Raw genomic sequence first — 20,750 nt, forward strand, 5'->3', positions numbered from 1 at the left:
TTCTACTTCAACTCCGCAAAAAGTAAAACAGCCATTCCCAAGCCCATCATAAAAACTGCAATGGCAACAGCCAGAACAATGAATTTTTTATTTGCAGGTATGTTGATTTGATTTTCAGGTGATGGTTTTTGTTGTATGCTTTTTATTGGCGGATTGGATGAAACTTTTGGTGCGGTATTAATTCCGGCAAATTCAAGAATGGATTTCAAATCATCCACTGAAGTAATTTCCTGCCACGGCCCCTGATCAACACTTACCAGCGTGGTTGAACTTATCCGCTGATATTTTAAATCATCAAGCATAAACGGACCCGTAACTTTTTCTCCATTTTTGAGATAGTATTTTTTCATGTGGATTTTATTAAATTGAAATGATAAGCAAGTGTATAAAAAAACAGCCGAATTTGAATTCGGCTGTTCTTTATTTTGAATTTCTATTCAATAATTAAATGACCGGATTGTAATAAAGTTCCATCTGAATGAACAATGGTGTATGTATACGTACCACCCGCAAGCGTTGATATGTTTATTTCTGAAGTTTTGTTGATGCTGTATATTCCAACTGTTCTTCCGCTTACATCAAATAAGTAAAACTGCACAAGCTGTTCTGAAGGATAACTAATGGTAATTTGTTTGTCAGCCGGATTTGGGTAGATATTAAATAGTAATTCATGTTCATCAAATCCAACAGATGATCCAACCGTAACATCTGAAATCAAGATGATGCAACCGTTATTATCTGTCACTACTACATTGTAAATTCCGCCAACAAGTCCTGTGATATCTTCAGTTGAAGCAGTGTATCCTGATGGACCTGTCCAAGCAAAAGAATAAGGCGCAACTCCCCCTGTAACGGTGAGATTAATTGCACCGTCAGCACCAATTAGTTCATCGGTAACTGCAGTTCCGCCACCCAAGGCAGCTGGTTCATTAATTGTGATGTCAACGGTTTGGTTACACAAATCTCCATCATCAACCGTTACCGAATACGTTCCTGCACAAAGTGAATTAAATGTGTTTGAAGTTTGCGCACCCGTCCCTATATCATACGTAAAAATTCCTGAACCTCCGGTAGGATTTATTACTACTGATCCATCACAATCACCGTTGCAAGTTGCGTTCACGGTTGTCTCATTTAATATCATATCGCATGATGGCACATCAAGTCCGGTTAGAGTAAATTGGCATCCGTTATTATCCGTAATTGTTACATTATATAAACCGGGAGCCAAGGCGCTTATGTCTTCAGAAGAAGATGTAAATCCTGATGGCCCTGTCCAAGCAAATGAATAGGGTGCGCTTCCGCCTGAAGGAGTGAGATCAATACTTCCATCATTCCCTGACGGAGATGGAGAGATGACAACAGACCCATCCACAGCTGAAGGATCAGTTACGGTGAAATCAAGAACTTGTGTACAAGCTCCGCCATCGGTTACGGTAACAGAATAAGTGCCTTCACACAAACCGGTAAATGTGTTTGAACCTTGTGGTCCACTTCCAATATCGTATTGATAAATACCTGTTCCGCCGGTTGCAGTTACGGTGATAATACCATTGCAATCATCTGCGCAATCAGGGTCAGTTGAAATTCCTGATGATGTCATATCACATGTGGTTGGACAATTGGTAAGTACGTATTGAACACTGTTATTAGCATTCAATCTTCCACCGGTTACAGTTTCAGTAGTTAAATTAGAAACAGGATCAACTCCATTGAGTAGAGCATCTCTCACAAAATCTGCAGCTGCTTGCGGATCAGACAATGCCAAATCTGCAAGTCCACTACAAGGTACTGAATATAAAAGGGCAATTACCCCTGCGGTAACAGGTGATGCAAATGAGGTTCCCGATACAGTTGAAATTCCAGTGCTACCGGTGGTAACTACATTTTCTCCCGGAGCTCCTAAATCAATGGTTGTTTGTCCGTATCCTGAGAACGTGCGGACATCATTGTTGTTAGTTGCTGTTACAGAAATCATGTACGGACTTGAACAAGCAGTTGGCATGTCACCTTGTGTGTCTATATTGATATTCAGATTTGCTGTTGCGCCACAATTTAATATTCCGGCTTGTCCAAGGGTATTATAGAAATCACACCACAAAGGGTAATCCGTTGGATCACCATAGTCAATTCCCCATGATGCATTTGTAGCAACAACAAAAGCGCCATCAGTTCCTCCACTTGCATTGTAATCTTGCCGCAAGGTTAAAGGATATGTATAAGCAGCAATCACATTTGCTTCAGTGAGTGAGCCCATATCAACCTGCATTATTTTTACTGTCCAGTTTGCACCGGCAACGTTTGTGTTGTTATTTCCAACTGCGCCAATCATTCCACTTACTTGTGTGCCGTGTGTACCGGTACCAATGTTGTCTGTGTTGTTTCCTGAATTCCATCCATCATAATCATCAACGTACCCGTTGCCATCATCATCAATACTGTTGTTAGGGATTTCAGCTGTATTCACCCAATGGTTTGCCACAAGATCAGCATGCGCCCAGTTGGCTCCTGATCCTTCAATCACGCATACCACAATTTCATCTCCGTTGGATGTGGTGCCACCTGTGGTAACATCCCATGCCAAATCAGAATCAATGTCTTTATCATTGGTATTTACATGATGCCATTGAGAACCAAAAGAAGGATCGTTTGGCACAGTAACTCTCTCCTGAATATAATGATTGTTTTGTGCAATCAGAATATGTTTGTTGGTGTACAAAGAAGTCAACATTTGGTCATGACTGATCGCGTTCTCATCAAATGAAAGTAGCCAGATATTGACTGGCTTTGAAATTTCTCTGGAAACACGCAAGCCGGTATAAACATCGGCAATAAATTGATGTGATTCAATAACCTCGACAATATTTGAGGGATCATCAATTTGAATTAGAACTTCTCCGGGAACATACGTTGCCTCTTGGAAATTTTCTTGCGCCATACAAGGAAGTAAAGAAAAAAGAAGCGAAGTGAAAATTAGCTTTTTCATTGAATAACAGTTTTTTGAGGTTTTAAATCTACAAAAAAAAAACGGATAGCTGATGTTCAACCTAGGCTAAAGAGCTAGTTACCGTGTATTATTTAACAACGAACTTGTGTTCTGAAATATTTCCGGTTTCTGAAATCAATTTCAAAACATAAATACCTGACACCAGATTAGACACGTCAATAAGATTTTCCAATTTTCCTTCCAAAATGATTCGTCCACTGAGATCAACTATTTGATAGTGATTAAAAGAAGATTCGGCAAGAACATATAATTGATTGCTTGTTGGATTTGGAAATATTTTTGTTGAGGTAACGTTGGCCAATTCCTGATTTGAAACCCAGGTGTTGTTAGTTGGTAAAATAATTCTGCTTTGATTTGCGTCATCGTGGTGAATGCTTATGGTGGCTGTTACGGGTGTTGCTGTGGTGTACATTTCAAGTCCATCCTGCAGGTTCACATTCCATCTGATAGAACTATTTCCACCAACATAAATTTTTAAACGATGTCCTGCCAACCAAGTATAATTTGTAAAAGGCAATTCAACATCTACTTCATAAATTTCACCGGGTATCATGAGTTCTTCATCTGTAACAGAATACCCATTTCTGAAACGCACTCGCTGAATTCCATCGGTAATAAGCATGTTGGTTCCATCGGGATATAGATCTACCAATCGAACTACCAAATCACAATCTGCAGAAGTAGAACTGATGAATAATTTAATGGTAATTTTTCCGGTAATTGAAAGATCATTCAACAATGAGTCGGTTTGAAAGGTAATGATATCATCTCGTCCGTCAAGATATGTTTGATCATAGGGGCCTTGTTCCAGATCAGGATGAAGTGTAGCGCCACCAATTGTTGGTGAAGGATCAGTGGGATCAGAAATAAATTCAGTGAAACCATTTCCGTTTTCATTGGTAAGGCGTGCAGAAGAATTTAAATACAACACTTCATGATTGGTTATTGCAATATCATCATCAGCAGAATAGTGCCATTGGTTTTTGCCTAATTCATAATAGGTAATTTTTGGATGATCTAACCAGCCGTTCAAAGAATCAAGCATGTAAAATTTTAAAAATCTCCATGCAAGAGAATCATTATCAAATTCAGCATCAGGATACGATAATTCTCCTTGTGTACCGCTGCCAACGTAAGCAATGCCTGAGCCTCCATGAACCCATGGTCCAATTAGCAACCATTGCTGATCTTGTACACTTGAGGCTGCAAGGCTTCGGCTGTCTTTGTAAAATTGCATTACTTCATCAATATTGTGATCATACCAACCTCCAATTTGCAGGGTAGGAATTTCAATATCATCAGGGTAATAAGTTTGTGATTCTGCATACTGCCAGGTTGTATTATAATAGACATTGGCCATTACAATAGTTGAGAGACCATAACCTAAGGCGTCCAATTGTTCAAGGCGTGCTTCTTCAAGTGCGCCGCCATAAAAATACCCCGTATATGCAAATTGCGGACTTGCCACAACAGGAATTGCACACGTATGATTTGGGTGATGCTTAGCGATTAACTGATACTGAATATTTCCTAAAGCGGATGGTCCCCATGTTGCAATACGATCATTGTGCCATGGCTGATCAACAATCCACTCACAAATATCAAAAGCATCTTGCCCACGATCTGGGCTGCTCACTGTTGCAGCTGCTGATCCATAAAATCCTCTCCAGTCTACAATTACCCAAATGAACGGTTGATCATCTACATTTTGTCCAATGCCCATGGGTAAGCTCCATTCAAATAAATCTTTATTGTATGGTGTCTGCACTAATACCACTTCACATGATGTGCAACCTGAGGGAATGTAAACATCGGCCTCTAAAAATTTTCCATCACTCATGGGTATCATGATATCATCTTCAGTTGGAGTTAGCTGTGAAAATGAAGTCATGCTAAACAATAAACTTGCTATCCAAATTCCTGATTTTTTCATCGTGCTCATTCCGGGTTAATATAGTACAAAGGTAGAAATTATGTCCTTCATTGCCTTTATCTACACGTATCCATGCCTCTTTTGGTTTGGTCTCACTTTATTTAAATTGTATCCTGAGAACATATTTTTTTAATTACGACATATCGCTTTTTGATGTAATTTGAATTTCTTCAATCCGTTTTTTGTAAAAAAATATTTTCATAAATAACAGAAAATCAAACAACAAACTGAATAGTCTATAAAATCTATCAAAATAATAGACTAAAAGTTTGGAAGTATGAAAAGTATGTATTTATCTTTGACCCGTTCTTAGAAAAAAGATATTTTCAAACTTAACTTTTTAAGACAAGCATAGGCAGATTGAATTAATAAGACTGAATTGTAAAGAATGAGTCTGTCGAAAAACAAAAACATGCTGAATAACTCAGCGATAAAAAAAAGAAAAAATGGTCAATAAGAAAAATAATATGTGTTGTATGTATTGTATGTGGAATGATACCACACCTGACCACTATTTTTTATATTGAATAATCACTTACTTAATATACAAAGCCCGGTCAGTTTAACTACCGGGCTTTTTTAATTTAAATTTTTATGCAAAGTTTCAGAACAGAATTAGAAAATCCGGTAGTTGAAAAAGATATCATTGAATTAGAAAGAAAAATTTACCAATTCAAAAATGGCACGCTTCCAGAAGAGTCATTCAGAAGTTTACGTTTAGCGCGCGGAATTTACGGGCAGCGTCAGCAAGGCGTTCAGATGGTGCGTATCAAATTTCCGCTGGGTATTGTTTCTTCAGCACAACTGCGCCGAGTTGCTGATATTTCTGATGAGTATTCAAATGGTAATTTACATTTAACCACTCGTCAGGACATTCAATTACATCACGTGAGTTTAGACAGAACACCTGAGTTGTGGTCAGATCTGGAAAAAGATAATATCACTATTCGTGAAGCATGTGGAAATACGGTCAGAAATATTACTGCATCGCCTTTAGCCGGTGCTGATCAAGATGAACCTTTTGATATTACCCCATTTGGTTTTGCACTCTTTGATTTTTTTCTGAGAAATCCAATTGGACAAGAATTAGGTAGAAAATTTAAAATCGCTTTATCATCATCTGCAAAAGATACTGCACGTGTTTATCTGCATGATTTGGGATTGATTCCGGTTGTTAAGAATAGTGAAGTGGGATTCAGAGTTGTTATAGCCGGTGGTTTGGGTGCACAGCCGGCTTTGGCCGAAGTAGTCTCTGAATTTCTACCCGCAAATCAACTCCTCAAATTTGGTGAAGCTTTATTGAGAGTATTTGACAAATTTGGTGAACGCAACAAACGTCACAAAGCTCGTTTAAAATATCTTCTCAAAGAAGAAGGATTAGATTTTGTAAAACAACAAATTGAACATCATTTGCAATTTACGCAAGCACCGGAACTGAATTTGGATGTACAATTTTATAAGGCAGACGTAATAAATTCTAAGCCTGTTACTGATGCAACCAGTCATTATTCAAAATGGATCAATACCAATGTTTTTGCACAAAAACAAAAAGATTATTTTGCCGTGTTGATCAAAATAAGAAATGGTAATCTCTCTTCAATTCAAGCAAAAAAATTGGCCGATACAATGGAGTACTTCAGCAGTGAGCCCGCCAGAATTACTATTGATCAGAATATTTTACTGAGATCAGTTTCAGTTGATTTGCTCCATGAATTATTTACTGAACTCAGCACGTATGGATTTGCTGATTACGGCGCCGGAAAAATTGCTGATATCACCTCATGCCCCGGAACAAGCACTTGTAATTTAGGGATCACTTCAACCTACAACGTGGCAAACGTAATTGAAAAATTACTTTACTCAGAATTTAATGAATTCATTTTTGAAGAAGAATTGGAAATAAAAATCAGCGGCTGCATGAATTCTTGCGGACAACACGCCGTGGCAGATATTGGTTTTCATGGAAGCAGCTTTAACGCCAACGGAAATGTGATTCCCGCTTTGCAGTTAGTTTTGGGCGGAGCTAATCTTGGAAATGGTCATGCTGCTTTTGCCGAAAAAATTATTAAAATTCCAACAAAAAGAGTTGAGCAAGTTGTAAGAATTCTATTGCGTGATTTTAAAAATGAAAAGGAGAACAACGAGAAATTTTACGCCTATTATCACAGAAAAGGAAAAAATTATTTTTACGAATTATTAAAGTCTGTTGCTGATGTGAAAGCTATAAGTGATGACGAATTGCGCGATTGGGGCAGCGATGAAAAATATAAAACAGAAATTGGAGTAGGTGAGTGTGCCGGTGTAAAAATTGATCTCACTAAAACATTATTATTTGAGGCAGAAGAAAAATTGGTTGAGGCAGAATATTTTTTCCTGCAGTCAAAATTTGCTGATGCAGCATACACTATTTATTCATCCTTGATTCAAACGGCAAAAGCCTATTTGTTGACTAAAGGAATAGAAACAAATTCCAAAGCGCAAATAGAACAAGCGTTTGAGCCCGAGTATGCAAATGTTGCACAAAACATTGCTGCAAAAACATTTGGTGAGTTGATAGAGCAAAGTCATGATGCAGGTAAATCAGCAAGTGCTTTGACAATTTATTTAGCCTCAGCAAAACAACTTATTGAAAACATTCAAAAACATATTTGAGATGAAAGAAGATATACAACCAAAATTAGTATTGATTGGCGCCGGTCCAGGAGCGGCGGATCTGTTAACTCTGCGCGCTGTGAACAAACTCAAATCTGCTGTGGTGATTTTGTATGATGCATTGGTTGATACGGCGGTGCTTGATTACGCACCAAAATCGGCAATTAAAATATATGTTGGAAAACGCGGTGGTAAACCTTCTTTCAGCCAAGAAAAAATTAATCAATTGATTGTTTCTTATGCATTGACGTATGGTGAAGTGATTAGATTAAAAGGGGGTGATCCTTTCATTTTTGGCAGAGGAATGGAAGAAATTATCTTCGCTCGCAAGCATGGAATTGATACAGAAGTTGTGCCGGGTATTTCAAGCGCAACAGGTTTAACGGCACTTAGTCAGGTTCCGCTCACACACCGCGGAAGTTCAAATGGTTTTTGGGTATTAACGGCTACAAAAAAGGAAAATCAATTTAATCGTGATTTACTGCTTGCGGCTAAATCTGATTCTACCTTGGTAATTTTAATGGGAGTTGAAAAACTGCAAAAAATTGTCAACGCATTTTTATCTGTTGAAAAAGAAAATACCCCTGTGCTGATCATACAAAACGGTTCTTTGGAAAATGAAAAAATTGTGCTTGCTGATATAAGTTCTATTGTTCATCGGGCGCATGAAGAAAAGGTGGAATCTCCCGCAATTATTGTGATAGGGGAAGTTGTTTCCGCATATCGCGAGTTACAAAATCAACATGCTGCACTTTCATACCTGAATTGATATGAATGAATTATTTCCCATTTTCTTGAAGGCAAATCAACTGCGTTTTTTAGTGATAGGCGGTGGAAAAGTGGCACTTGAAAAATTGCAGTTCATCCACAAATCATCACCGCACGCCGGAATTGATTTAGTGGCTCCAACTATTTTACAAGATGTTTTTTCTTTGTTGAAATTATTTCCGGATTCAAAATGCTATCAGAGAACTTTTGATATTGAAGATTTAATTGGAAAACAGCTTGTCATTGCAGCCACCGGAAATAAAGCGCTTAACCTCTATCTGAGAGATCTTGCAAACAAGTATAAATTTTTACTCAACGTGGCAGATCAACCTGACTTATGTGATTTTTATTTGGGCGGAATTGTAACTAAAGGAGATCTAAAAATTGGCATTTCAACCAACGGAAAATCTCCCATACTTGCAAAACGATTGCGCGAGACATTTGAAACTATTCTACCACCAAGCATTGAAGAAACTATTGAATCAACCCACGCGTTGAGAAAAAAACTCCATGGCAGTTTTGATGATAAACTCAAAGTGTTGAATGAGCTAAGTAAGGGGTTGGTGGGGTGAATTGCAAATTATGACCTGTTGAGGATTCAGATTTTTTATTTTCAGAAATTTGAAGCGAGAATCTAACTCTGCAATATGATCGCTCACAAAAAAATATTTTTTTACGCAAGACTTTTTGGCCTAAAACGCAAACGAATCAACAATCAAATTGAAATTGCAAAATTTACCCCCCCCCTTTTCCTTTGGAGAGGGGGGGCGAGGATATTAATTCATTCTCTTCTGCAATTCTTTATTGAGTGATTCAAGAAAATCTTCAGTATACACGTAGTGCGAATCATTCAGATTTTTTCCATGAACGCACACGGCTAAGTCTTTTGTCATTACTCCGCTTTCAACAACATCAACGCACACTTTTTCAAGAGTTGTACAGAATTTTTCAAGCTCTGCATTCTTGTCTAATTTTGCACGGTGAGCAAGCCCACGAGTCCAGGCAAAAATAGATGCAATTGGATTGGTAGATGTTTTTTTGCCTGCCATGTGATCACGATAGTGACGTGTAACGGTGCCGTGTGCAGCTTCTGCTTCCATAATCTCACCATCCGGTGTTACAAGTACTGAAGTCATCAAACCTAATGAACCAAATCCTTGTGCAACAGAATCTGACTGAACATCGCCGTCATAATTTTTACATGCCCATACAAATGAACCGTTCCATTTCAAAGCAGAAGCAACCATGTCATCAATCAAACGATGTTCGTATACAATACCTGCTTCTTTGAATTTATCTTTGAATTGACTGTCATAAATTTCTTGAAAAATATCTTTGAATCGTCCATCGTATTTTTTAAGAATGGTATTTTTTGTTGAAAGATAAAGTGGCCATTTTTTTGCCAATGCAATATTAAAACATGATAAAGCAAAACCTTTAATTGATTCGTCAATATTGTACATACCCATTGCAACACCCGGACCCTTGAAAGAGTATACTTCATGCTCAATTACTTTTCCGTCTTCACCTTCAAATTTCATGGTGAGTTTTCCTTTACCCGGTACAACAAAATCAGTTGCTTTATATTGATCACCAAATGCGTGACGACCAACAATAATTGGTGATGTCCAATTGGTAACCAAACGAGGTACATTTTTGCAAACAATGGGCTCACGAAAAACGGTTCCGTCTAAAATATTGCGGATAGTTCCGTTAGGTGATTTCCACATTTGTTTCAGGTTGAATTCTTTCACACGCGCTTCATCAGGTGTAATGGTTGCGCATTTAATTCCAACTTTATATTTTTTAATGGCTTCAGCAGCATCAACCGTAATTTTATCTTCTGTTTTATCTCTGCTCTCAATTCCTAAATCATAATATTTAATGTCAACATCAAGATACGGAAGAATCAGTTTGTCTTTGATAAATTTCCAGATGATGCGGGTCATCTCATCCCCGTCTAATTCAACAACCGGATTTGCTACTTTTATTTTTGCCATGATTGGTAAGGTTTAATGGTTTTTTTAATGAGAGCAAATGTAAGTATTTAGAAACAATCAGCAAATGATCTATCTTGTGAATGAATGGTCTAGTATTCACCCTTGAGCCAAGTAAGGCATTTAACTGTCTTTCAAATAAATGGTTGCTGTTTGGTTAGTTGAAAACAAAATCAGGCAATGAACCGGTTACTTTGTATCTGAGACTTAGTTCACTTGCAAGTTCGGTTTTAAAATTTCGCATCAAATCACTCTTAAGCTCTGTTAACATACTTCCATTGTCTTCTCCACTTACATCTGTTGAATAAGAAACTTCATCAGAATTGGCAGCATCAAACATGAACTGATTTTCAATTTGATTATTTGATGTATTAAATACATAAACCATAGCTACTATTTCACCCGGTTCATACATTATTCCTTCAGATCTTGGATAGAAATTGTACAGTGTTTTAATGTAAATTACATATTCTGAAGCTATCATTTTTTTAATCTTGTCTGAGACTAGTTTGTAGCGATCCAAATCGTATTCATTAGTTAAGTTTTGATTGTGAAGTTCTTCAAATTCTTCCATGTCTTTTTGCTGAGCAGATGTGTAATACACAACATCTGATGCCATTGCAAGACGTATGCTAAACAAGGCATCAACAAATGCTAATGCCTTTCTGAACTCATCATAAGCGGTGGTGTCGAATATTTGTGAAACATGAATAACCGTATTGGTTTTATGCTGTCCAATATCACTTAAAATTAAGTGTAAACTATCATGGCTTACAAATTCCGGTTCGTCTTCATAAAAAACCTGATAACCCACTTTACTTGTGGTATCTTCGCAGTAGTTGAGATTTGCATTATAGCTATCCAGAGCAGACCGATAATTATTTTCAAAATGATCATGCAAATTTTTAAATTCTGTTGTCGGATCAACCTCCATAGTTTCTGGTGAACTTGACCCGCATGCAACGGCAAAAAGGCTTGTACAAAGCAAGATATTGTTGAATAGTTTCATGAGTAACAAATTTTATTTCTTTTGTCAAATAAGATGTTGGTTTTAATCAAAAGAAAGATATTAAAATTCAATTGAATGTCAAAGTATTGGTATGTAAAAAAAATAAGCGAACCCAGAGATTCGCTTATTTCATGATTATGTTGTTGGTTAGGGGGTCAGAATAGTCCGTTGATTTCAGCGTCAATGGAGGTAATTATTTTTCCTAAGTCATCAGGATTATCATTAAAATTATTGGTGTCTACATCAATGACAATTAATTTGCCTTTGTCATAAGTAGAAATCCAGGCATCATATCTTTCATTGAGGCGTTTCAGGTAGTCAAGGCGAATGCTTTCTTCATATTCACGTCCACGTTTTTGAATTTGATTAACCAGTGTAGGAACAGATGCCTTCAAGTAAATGAGTAAATCTGGGGCAGAAATAAATGACTCAAGCAAATTGAACAGAGAGAAATAGTTTTCAAAATCACGGGTTGTCATTAATCCCATGGAGTGCAGGTTAGGAGCAAAGATGAACGCATCTTCATAGATTGTTCTGTCTTGAATTACATTTCGTTTGTATGATTTAATTTCCTGTATTTGGGTGAAACGGCTATTCAGGTAATAAATCTGCAAGTTGAATGACCAGCGTTGCATGTCTTCATAAAAATCATTGAGATAAGGATTTTGTTCAACATCTTCATAGTGGGTATCCCACCCGTAATGTTTTGAGAGTAATTTGGTGAGCGTGGTTTTTCCTGATCCTATATTACCGGCAACAGCTATATGCATACCTTGATTAATTTGTGAGGCATCTAAAGTAGAAATAATATTGCTGGTCTATTGGTTTATGTCACTAACTTTTTTTTCAACAATTCACCTGACACCCCTAATCACAAAACAATTACTAATTTTAATCCTCCATCACCTTCCGCTTCGTCGGTCAGGAAGGTTTGGTTTTATTCCTCATAGCTTGCGACAGAATAGAGTGTCTAGAGCTTGCGCCGGGTTGAGTACTTTTTATTACAAGCTTAAATTGCTGGGTTATGACGAAATTTGACTGGATAGCTATTGGTTTATCCGCCCTTTCATTGTTGATGTTGTTCTACATAGTTTATATTTCATTAAGATTTAATTCTTTGAAGAAATTACATTTTGCCTCTAGTTCCGGAAAGGAGTTTCTTCCCGCAAGCAGCAGAACAAATGCTATACGAATGATGATTATGATTGCCTTCTTTGTTCCGACAGCAATTTTTTTTAATGTACTGGTGATGAATCAACCTGAAAAAAAGTTTTTGGTTATTGCAGTAGATATTTTCATTCTTAGTTTCTTGCTTGCTTTTTTCATGTTATTTTCATTGCGCGGAAAATTGTATAAAATTACTGCAGATGAAGTCAGATGTCTGGTGCGTGACAAGTATCTTTCAATTCAGAAAAAGGAAATCAGAACAGTAAAAATTTTACCTTGTGCTGAAGCTGAGCAATTGATTTTTGAAAACAGATATGGAGGAGAAGAAGGTCGTATTGTGATTGGTCCAAAAAAAGATCATTCGTCACCGTTGACTTGGTATCTCAGTATTCCTACAATTGAAAAAAGTATCACACGCAATGGAGATAGATTAAAGCTTAAGTCCATTAAATTAGGTGCAGATGTTGTTTTGATAGAAACTCATCAAGATCAGAAATATTTGATTAGTCCGGCAGATAAAGAAGGGTTTTGCAAAGGGTTATCACAGGTGGGGATAAATATATAGTTCAATGCCACACCATATTGTAGCGTTGGGTTGTAAGTTGAATACAATTTTATTCATCGATTAAAGCATTTTTTTGTGTCGAAATAGTGTGTCTGAATATGGGATGTTCGTGACAGGAGATTTTTATTGAAATTCAAAAAATGATTTACACAGGTACTTTGGAATAGTTCAAACTTTTTTCACATCTTTTCCTCCCCCTTAATCCCCCTCCAGAGGGGAAAGCCACATCGCAAGGGTTATGAAAAAGTGCGAACTAACGTCACTTCCTCTCTCCCTCGGAGAGAGGAAAGAGGAGTGAGGAAAAAAAACGCAAAGGTTTTCGGAATATTCCAACTCACATCACCAAATATCCTCCCCCTTAATCCCCCTCCAGAGGGGGAAAGCCGTATCGCAAGAGTTTTGAAAAAGTGCAAACTAACGTCACTTCCTCTCTCCCTCGGAGAGAGGAAAGAGGAGTGAGGAAAAAAAACGCAAAGGTTTTCGGAATATTCCAACTCACATCACCAAATATCCTCCCCCTTAATCCCCCTCCAGAGGGGGAAAGCCGCATCGCAAGGGTATAGCAAAAGTGTGAACTAACGCTACTTCCTCTCTCCCTCGGATAGAGGAAAGAGGAGTGAGGAAAAAAACCCGAAGTCTCTCAACCCCGGGTTTCTCAATAAACAGATTTATTTATCGCTTAATTCTTTTTCACAACAGCAATTACTTTGGTATTCTCACCTGAAACAATTTGTACGTAGTACGTTCCATCTGCAAATGAGGCAAGGTCAATCTGCGTCATGTTATCGTCAGTTAATTGGTAAGTGAAAATAATTCTGCCTGTAATGTCACGAACAGAAATGAATGTTTCTCCGGAAACAAATTGTCCAAAATCAAGGGTGAAAATTCCTGTAGACGGGTTTGGATAAATCATCAGATTATTAAATCCGTTTTCTGAAATTCCTACTTCTGAATCTACAATGATTCCTGAAATCACAATTGAGCAATTGTTGTCATCAGTGATAGTTACGCTGTAGGTTCCGGCGGCAAGTCCTGAAATATCCTGAGTGCTTGCAGTGAATCCACCCGGACCGGTCCATGCATAATCTAATGTTCCGGTTCCGCCGGCAGCGGTGAGATTAATGGCACCATCATTGCCAAGTGATTCATCTGTCACAACGGTGCTACCGGTAATTTCTGATGGTCCATTTAAGGTTACTGAAATTACTTGGCTGCATCCATCTCCATCAAGCACGCTAATATTATAAGTGCCCTGACACAAGCTACTGAATATATTACTTCCTTGAGGTCCTGATCCAATATCATATGAATAAGGTAAAGTTCCTCCTGAAGCATTCACGGTAATTGTTCCATCGCAATCATCAAAACAAATTTCTTCAGTAGTGGTATTGTTAACTGAACCGGCACATGGTGAAGCAATGCAGAAATTGGTAGTTTCTGTTGCCCCGTAATCAGGTGTTGACATGGCTGCTAAAACTGTGGCTGAAGAATTGGTAAGTTCATAGTTTCCGTCAATTGCGCAACCTGAACCTGTACCATCAAAACCATCACCCCAATCATCATAAACTACCAAATCATAACATCCTACAGCTAGGCAGAAAGTTTCTGTTACAGTAGTCTCATCACCGTATGATCCCGGATCACCTGTATTTGCAATTTGTCCTCCACCAGGTATGACAGAAAGATTTCCACCTTCTTGAATTACGTTACTTGAGCCGTCAAGAATTTGCCAAGCGAATTCATAACCCCAGCAATCGGTATCAATGGTAAGCGTTACGGCTTCACCTCCAATAGTTGCATTGTAAGATGAAGAAGCATCATCATTTGCAGGATTAGTATCTACGACAGCGTTAGGGTTAGAGGTGTATGCATTAAATGTGTGTGCTCCGGCGGTTGTTGTCATCGTAGGTAAGGTTACATTGGTGGTTGCTCCGGGTGCAAGTGTCCCTGTCCAACTGTATGTATTGTTTGTTCCGCCATCAATGTCATAATTGATAGTTACCTGAGTCAAATTATTTGCTCCATAATTTCTCAATGTAACAACCGGATCAAATGTATCAGTACAAAAATTTCCTGATGGAGTAGATATTCCATTAATTCCGGCATCATCATTTGTTGGAGGCGAAACAGGATCCCAACCGTCGTTAGTGGTAGGAGAACCGCAACCTCCCGGTGCAAGCCAAGTATCAATGTTTGGCCATGATACGCCAAAGCGACCATAATAATCAGGTTGGTTGTTGTCATTAGTGCCTGAACATGCAGCGCTACCTCCGTAAAGTTGACCAATGATGCGATGATTTTGATCAAACAAAGGTGATCCTGATGAACCCGGTTCAGTTACTCCTTGATCCCAGTTTGCAATTTGCCAGCACGCAGCACCACCCCATGAAGTTTGAGAAAGCGCATTGTCTTCACGACATATTTTTTTCACATCGCCTGATGGGTGGTGAATACCTGTACCTTGTGAAACCGGTCCATCTGTATTATCCCAACCGGCATAATAACAATTCCAGTTTTGTGCATCTGTTAATGTCATATTGGTAATTTGCAATAGCGCAACATCTGAGGCAGGACTTGCGTATAATTCAGTTGCCCCATTTGCAGTTTGATCATACGGCGCACCGGGATCAGTACTTGTGCCTGCAGTTTGACAAATAGCCACCGGACTATCCCAATTGAAACGGAATGCCCAAGTTGAAAGATTGGCTCCGTCAACGCAATGGTTTGCAGTCAAAAAATAAGGTGTTCCGTCATCACATGTATTGTTGATTAAAGCTCCTGTACAAATTCCGTTACCGCTAACCACAATCATAGCAACGGAGCGAATTTCATTTTCCCATCCATCTCCAAGAGGACAATTCACATCAACATTACAATTGCCGGAATCTTCCAAATCTTTTAACAGAGACTCTTGCACTTTACTTAGGCTTCTGTAACCATGAACCACATTAGCAATGGTGAGCGTACCTTGTCCTGCAACTGCAGCGGGTTCAAAATATTCAACAATGATATGGTCTCCATGCACTAACTCAGTTCCCAACATGTTTTCACTGTTATTATTTCTGCTGGTGTAAGCGCCTACGCGATTTGTTTTATTGACATCATACAAATAAATATAAGCACCTTCAGGTATCTGTAAATTTTCAAAAATCAGATTGACCGTGAGAGCCCCATTACAAATCAATTCAATTTGCCATAGACGGTTTCCGTTGTTTAGGTTTGTCCATGTACCTGAATTTTCTAATGAAAAATTGGTATTGTATTTATAACCAAATCTCCAGGGACCTGCTTTAGTGAGGTCGTTAATTGAATCTTCATATGCAACCGCAGCGGCATCAAAGCCGGGCATAGCGTGCGAATCAACATTTTTTGGCTGAACAAATTTCGGATGCCAGCCCATGGGTCCGCCCAGATCTGTTGTCTGCGAAATTGCTCCCGCACCAAACAACAAAGCCAGGGTAATGGTGTACAGTTTTTTCATCATAGATTATTTTTGAGGGTATGAAGATAGGGTTTTTTGGATGCGTTGACAAGCAAGGTCTGTGGGTATTATTGAATTTCTACCGTTTATTGCCCAATTAGCAGGAAAACCTTTAATGAATAGTGGTGAAAGTATAAACTATTTCACCTCTCATGGTCATAATTTGATGTAAATTGTTATTCCTGGTTTTGATAAAATTATTCCCCAAAAATTCTATTTCATCATAACCCGTTGTATTAATTTTTTCAAGTTCATTATAGACAAACCATTTGTATTCACTAATGCCACCAATATCTGAAACCTCCTCTTTGGCAAAATAATATGCGTTGATTACATTAGGTACGAAAAGAATTGATTTTAAATCTTTAAAGGATTTTGAAGTTACCTCATCTTTGTTCATGTAATAAAAATTCCCCTGCATGTTTTGAACAGCAATGGAACCATCTGGATAAATTAAGAAATCATTGAATTTACCTAAATAGGTTTTACGGGAAAATGATTCATGATAAAGATTAATTTCTGGCTTATCGAGATAAATTGTATTGTTAGTTGATAAGATGGAGAATACTTGAATATTGTCAATAGTAAGATTGAACCCCGTGTTAAGAGAATTGAAATATTCTCTCACCGTTATTGTTTTGAAACCCTTGCTAAAATTGATATCTCCAGAAGAATAAACTGCGGTATATTCTTTTAATGTTGTGGCGAAAATCGCGGTATCAAACAGAATAAATAATGGATCTATTACCGAAAGCGAACCATCATACTGCACAATTGGCCGTGAATGTGCTGGCGTTTGTGAGGTTGAGTTAGGTGAAAGTACAGATAGCATAGGGTCTGATAAATCACCACTGCCTCCGCTAAAATTAAAGAGCGTTTCGTACGAATGAAAGGGCATTGAACCAATATAAAACGTACTCTTATCTTCTTTTTTTCCAATATCAATATGGTGGTTGATGAGATTATCAAATTGCGGTTCCACTGCATAACCCTTATCCCGTTTTTTTTTGCTGCCGATTTTACCACTTAATTGATCTCTGAAGGTGATGCATGGTGTTGTTATAACATATAATGGTGATCTGTTTCTATGTCGGTCTATATGAAGTATACCCTCTTGTTGATAGACCGAACTGTCTTTTCTCATACCGTTTTCGACTGTCAGAAAAACAATAGTATTACCTAAATAATATTTTACTCCAGTACCTGTGCAAAATACAGCGGTGCAATTTGTTGGTGTAATCAACCCGCGCTCATTTACAAGAGCTGAAATTTTTTTTGATGTATTCACCAGCTCAATATAATCACCGTTTGTTATATACACTTCATTCCAGATTTCAGGGGATATTAAGACGCCATTTGAATTGTAAAATCCATATTTATTTCCTTTCAAAGTAATAATGCCTGTTTCCAAAGGTGAAATTTCATCATATATCAGATCTAAAATAATTGTCCCGTGTTGATTACATAATGCTTTTTTCTCTCCTAGATGGAGTCTGAAGTAATTTGGATAAGGATATTCAATAAAAGTATATTCAGGTTTTATTTTCCAATTCCCGTTTAAATCAATTACCCCAAACAGAGAATCTTTCATCACAATAAATCCGTTTTCATCAGCTGACTCTATGTATTCGAATTGCTCAGTAACAACTATGGTTCCTTTATTTGTGCAAATGCCAATTTTATTATTTTTTTTATAGGCAAAGTACTTCGTAATATTATCTGATTCACTTTTGTTAAGTGGAAAAACATCATCACCCGTATAGTCTACTATTTTTTCCAATGATGCATTGATGAGATAACCCTTTCCATTTTGATAAATTTTGTAGCCATTCCTTACAACTTGAAGAACAGAATCAGTGTGTGGAAATGGCACCCCTGTTGTATAAAAATACTTTGTTTCGTTGGCAGAATTTTTCAATGATATGATTTGATTATTGAAGAAAGAAATGGATCTGTATTCAGGGCGAATATTTTTTCCTGAAAGAGAAATAAATCCGAATAATGATCCCTTTCTGGTGAGAATTACTCCATTGAGGTAAAAAGCATCATCAAAGATTAATGAGTCATAGATTTGAAATGTTTCAGTTGTCACGGCAGTTCTCATGTAATCATCAAAGAGAAACAGTTGTTCTTTAGCCGAGTCGTATGGGTTAACCGGAATTATTTCAACCTCTTTTTCACCTGATAGATGAAATAATTTTTGATAACCTCTGGAGTAAATGTCTACACCTTTCAAGTTAAAACAAAACAGAAATTTTTTGTGCGGAATAATAGTGTCATATTCAGATGGGATGAGTGGTAATAACTTCTCATCGGCCATACCCCACTTATTATTATGGTTGAGTGTCATGTAATGAGTAGTACCTGTTGGATCATGCAATACTTGTTTAAATGTGACATACCCTGACCATAATTTTCCAGTGGGAGTAATGGTTGCGTAATAACCTAATGAATCAAAAAGAATAGTTGTTTTTGACTGGCTTGAAACATTCGTTGCAAAACAAATCAGTAGTATGAAAATGGTCAACTTTTCCAACATAAAAATACGTTTAATTGAGCAGAGATATTAATGGGAAAGTTGATTAAAATGAAGCCATGTGTTTTTGTACTTGATCCGGAGATTTTATAGCTTCAGAAATTTCTTTTACCTCCATATTCATTATGACATTTGATGATCCTGTTTGCAGTGCCTTCTGGTAAGCACCTTCAAGTTCGTTTGGTTTTATTAGTCCTATTTTGTTTCCCGGAAGTATTGCGAGAAATCCATTTCTAATTTCCGGATCAAATCTAAAATTATTAACTTGAGTACTGAAATATTTAATTGCAACAGTGCCATTATTTGTAATATGAAAAAAGGATTTAATTCCTGCTTCACATATTAAAATTAAATTCACGGTAACTAATGCCGCATATTCTAAAATTCTATCACAATTGTAAACACCCATTCCGCTGATTTCAAACAGCCGCCACAAATCGGCTTCTTGTTTGGCTGCTATCGCATTTTCCATCGCATCATTGAGTTCTTTGATTTTTTTTCGGAATTCCATTTTTACCCGTTGGTATGATTTCCCTGACCACACCGGTGTTACATTAAATACCCTTTCATTCTCACTAATTGTATGATGATTAAATATTGCGAGTTCGTATTGATTGCATGAATCTGAGGGAAGCAAGGTGAAATGGTTGAAGCCGGATAAATATCTGCTCAGTTGTTTTTTATCTTCATCTGAACCATTGCAAATCCACATGGCATCACTGAATATTTGATATTCGGGATACTCGAGCGGATCAAATTGGAGATCAAAAATGTCCATTCCTTGTTTGTACTCAACCGGGTCTTCATCACAAATTGATTCTTCAACCTTTTCCACGGTTGTTTCCGTTTTCTTGTCTTCATTCGGTACTACAATGCTTTGCCCAATGTACTCCCAATTACCACTTTTTTCATTCATTTTATAGTTGTTGAATTTGCCCTTTTTAAATGAGGCCAGATTTACAGAAATCTTTTTATGGTCTTTCAATTTTAATTCGCTTCCATTGCTATATGCCCTTATTTCAAACATGCCCGCTGTTTCAAAATCTGCATCAAGGGTGTCTCCTTCATTGTACTTCATGTTGATGCCGCTTAAAATGATATCGGTTGCAGTATGAAATTCGCGATACTTTATTTCAATTGGTTCACTCACTTCATTCCCGTTCATGTGTTCAAAGGCATTTTCAGGTATGCTTATTTTGCTCCCTGTTGAAAAATCAATGACCATCGCTTTGTTGGAATTATATGCGTAGGTTTTGAAAGGCACGTCTACGTTCTCAAAAGGAGGATCAAATACCGGAACTACCCAAGCATCTGTAATATTGCTGTCAACAAGTTGAGTTGTATCTGAGTTGTTTGATTTTTTATTGGTTTCGTCTGCTGCAGGACTGCTGCAACTCTTGAGTATAAAAACAAATCCGGCAATAAATAACAGGTGAATTTTCAACGTACGCATAAAAATAAGTTTTGGCTGATACAAGGTGAACGTTTTTTTTTGATCTTATGTCTGATTTAGGCGATATAAATAATTCAATACACTACTGTCCGATAAAAACTAAAAGTACGTAAAAACCCTTTCAAAACCCTCATGGTTGCGTATGAAAAGCCTTGTATTTCAAAAGTAAGCCCCCTCTTTTC

At 37.5% G+C, this 20,750-nt stretch carries 13 protein-coding genes; 4 read left to right on the top strand and 9 right to left on the bottom strand.

The features are described from left to right. Positions 1-2: 2 nt before the first annotated feature. The 3 genes from IPH66_13425 to IPH66_13435 all read right to left on the bottom strand — a co-directional run bounded on the left by IPH66_13425 (position 3) and on the right by IPH66_13435 (position 4,940). Positions 3-350: a hypothetical protein gene (locus tag IPH66_13425; protein ID MBK7130345.1), complete on the bottom strand. Its 348-nt coding sequence runs from the start codon at positions 348-350 to the stop codon at positions 3-5. An 83-nt stretch (positions 351-433) separates the two neighbouring features. After that, positions 434-2,986 carry a S8 family serine peptidase gene (locus tag IPH66_13430; GenBank protein ID MBK7130346.1) on the bottom strand — a complete coding sequence of 851 codons (2,553 nt, stop codon included), beginning with the start codon at positions 2,984-2,986 and terminating at the stop codon, positions 434-436. An 88-nt stretch (positions 2,987-3,074) separates the two neighbouring features. Continuing rightward, positions 3,075-4,940, bottom strand: coding sequence for a CocE/NonD family hydrolase (locus IPH66_13435; protein MBK7130347.1), 1,866 nt, complete (start codon positions 4,938-4,940; stop codon positions 3,075-3,077). Between the two features lie 594 nt (positions 4,941-5,534). Here IPH66_13435 and IPH66_13440 point away from each other — a divergent pair. The 3 genes from IPH66_13440 to IPH66_13450 are packed head-to-tail and all read left to right on the top strand — an operon-like array spanning position 5,535 to position 8,932. Beyond that, positions 5,535-7,592 carry a nitrite/sulfite reductase gene (locus IPH66_13440; protein MBK7130348.1) on the top strand — a complete coding sequence of 686 codons (2,058 nt, stop codon included), beginning with the start codon at positions 5,535-5,537 and terminating at the stop codon, positions 7,590-7,592. 1 nt (position 7,593) lies between these two features. Beyond that, complete coding sequence (gene cobA, locus IPH66_13445) at positions 7,594-8,361, top strand: uroporphyrinogen-III C-methyltransferase (GenBank protein MBK7130349.1); 768 nt, start codon at positions 7,594-7,596, stop codon at positions 8,359-8,361. Further along, complete coding sequence (locus IPH66_13450) at positions 8,357-8,932, top strand: bifunctional precorrin-2 dehydrogenase/sirohydrochlorin ferrochelatase (protein ID MBK7130350.1); 576 nt, start codon at positions 8,357-8,359, stop codon at positions 8,930-8,932. Before cobA ends, IPH66_13450 begins: the two co-directional genes overlap by 5 nt. Positions 8,933-9,136: 204 nt before the next feature. Here the strand turns inward: IPH66_13450 and IPH66_13455 are convergent, their stop codons facing one another. The 3 genes from IPH66_13455 to IPH66_13465 all read right to left on the bottom strand — a co-directional run bounded on the left by IPH66_13455 (position 9,137) and on the right by IPH66_13465 (position 12,136). Beyond that, a complete protein-coding gene (locus tag IPH66_13455; protein MBK7130351.1) occupies positions 9,137-10,360 on the bottom strand; it encodes an NADP-dependent isocitrate dehydrogenase in 1,224 nt (407 codons plus the stop codon). A gap of 154 nt (positions 10,361-10,514) precedes the next feature. Continuing rightward, positions 10,515-11,366, bottom strand: coding sequence for a hypothetical protein (locus IPH66_13460; protein MBK7130352.1), 852 nt, complete (start codon positions 11,364-11,366; stop codon positions 10,515-10,517). Positions 11,367-11,521: 155 nt separating this feature from the next. Continuing rightward, positions 11,522-12,136 (bottom strand): deoxynucleoside kinase, encoded by a 615-nt coding sequence (locus IPH66_13465; GenBank protein MBK7130353.1) that lies wholly within the window; start codon positions 12,134-12,136, stop codon positions 11,522-11,524. A 254-nt stretch (positions 12,137-12,390) separates the two neighbouring features. Here IPH66_13465 and IPH66_13470 point away from each other — a divergent pair, with 254 nt between their 5' ends. Then, on the top strand, positions 12,391-13,098 hold the full coding sequence (locus IPH66_13470; GenBank protein ID MBK7130354.1) for a hypothetical protein: 708 nt from the start codon (positions 12,391-12,393) through the stop codon (positions 13,096-13,098). Between the two features lie 679 nt (positions 13,099-13,777). Here IPH66_13470 and IPH66_13475 read toward each other — a convergent pair. The 3 genes from IPH66_13475 to IPH66_13485 form a co-directional block, all read right to left on the bottom strand. Continuing rightward, entirely contained in the window at positions 13,778-16,582 is a 2,805-nt protein-coding gene (locus IPH66_13475; protein ID MBK7130355.1) for a T9SS type A sorting domain-containing protein, read from the bottom strand. Between the two features lie 109 nt (positions 16,583-16,691). After that, entirely contained in the window at positions 16,692-19,118 is a 2,427-nt protein-coding gene (locus tag IPH66_13480; GenBank protein ID MBK7130356.1) for a WG repeat-containing protein, read from the bottom strand. 43 nt (positions 19,119-19,161) lie between these two features. Next, positions 19,162-20,568, bottom strand: a complete 1,407-nt coding sequence (locus IPH66_13485) for a hypothetical protein (protein ID MBK7130357.1) — start codon at positions 20,566-20,568, stop codon at positions 19,162-19,164. Positions 20,569-20,750: the final 182 nt, after the last annotated feature.

The sequence above is a fragment of the Crocinitomicaceae bacterium genome, assembly GCA_016708105.1.
Classification (GTDB): Bacteria; Bacteroidota; Bacteroidia; order Flavobacteriales_D; family Crocinitomicaceae; genus JADJGJ01.

Bases quoted from the DNA above. Each gene is read 5' to 3' on its own strand.
- IPH66_13425 (MBK7130345.1), bottom strand. From the start codon at position 350: ATGAAAAAATACTATCTCAAAAATGGAGAAAAAGTTACGGGTCCGTTT.
- IPH66_13430 (MBK7130346.1), bottom strand. From the start codon at position 2,986: ATGAAAAAGCTAATTTTCACTTCGCTTCTTTTTTCTTTACTTCCTTGT.
- IPH66_13435 (MBK7130347.1), bottom strand. From the start codon at position 4,940: ATGAAAAAATCAGGAATTTGGATAGCAAGTTTATTGTTTAGCATGACT.
- IPH66_13440 (MBK7130348.1), top strand. From the start codon at position 5,535: ATGCAAAGTTTCAGAACAGAATTAGAAAATCCGGTAGTTGAAAAAGAT.
- cobA (MBK7130349.1), top strand. From the start codon at position 7,594: ATGAAAGAAGATATACAACCAAAATTAGTATTGATTGGCGCCGGTCCA.
- IPH66_13455 (MBK7130351.1), bottom strand. From the start codon at position 10,360: ATGGCAAAAATAAAAGTAGCAAATCCGGTTGTTGAATTAGACGGGGAT.
- IPH66_13460 (MBK7130352.1), bottom strand. From the start codon at position 11,366: ATGAAACTATTCAACAATATCTTGCTTTGTACAAGCCTTTTTGCCGTT.
- IPH66_13465 (MBK7130353.1), bottom strand. From the start codon at position 12,136: ATGCATATAGCTGTTGCCGGTAATATAGGATCAGGAAAAACCACGCTC.
- IPH66_13470 (MBK7130354.1), top strand. From the start codon at position 12,391: ATGACGAAATTTGACTGGATAGCTATTGGTTTATCCGCCCTTTCATTG.
- IPH66_13475 (MBK7130355.1), bottom strand. From the start codon at position 16,582: ATGATGAAAAAACTGTACACCATTACCCTGGCTTTGTTGTTTGGTGCG.
- IPH66_13480 (MBK7130356.1), bottom strand. From the start codon at position 19,118: ATGTTGGAAAAGTTGACCATTTTCATACTACTGATTTGTTTTGCAACG.
- IPH66_13485 (MBK7130357.1), bottom strand. From the start codon at position 20,568: ATGCGTACGTTGAAAATTCACCTGTTATTTATTGCCGGATTTGTTTTT.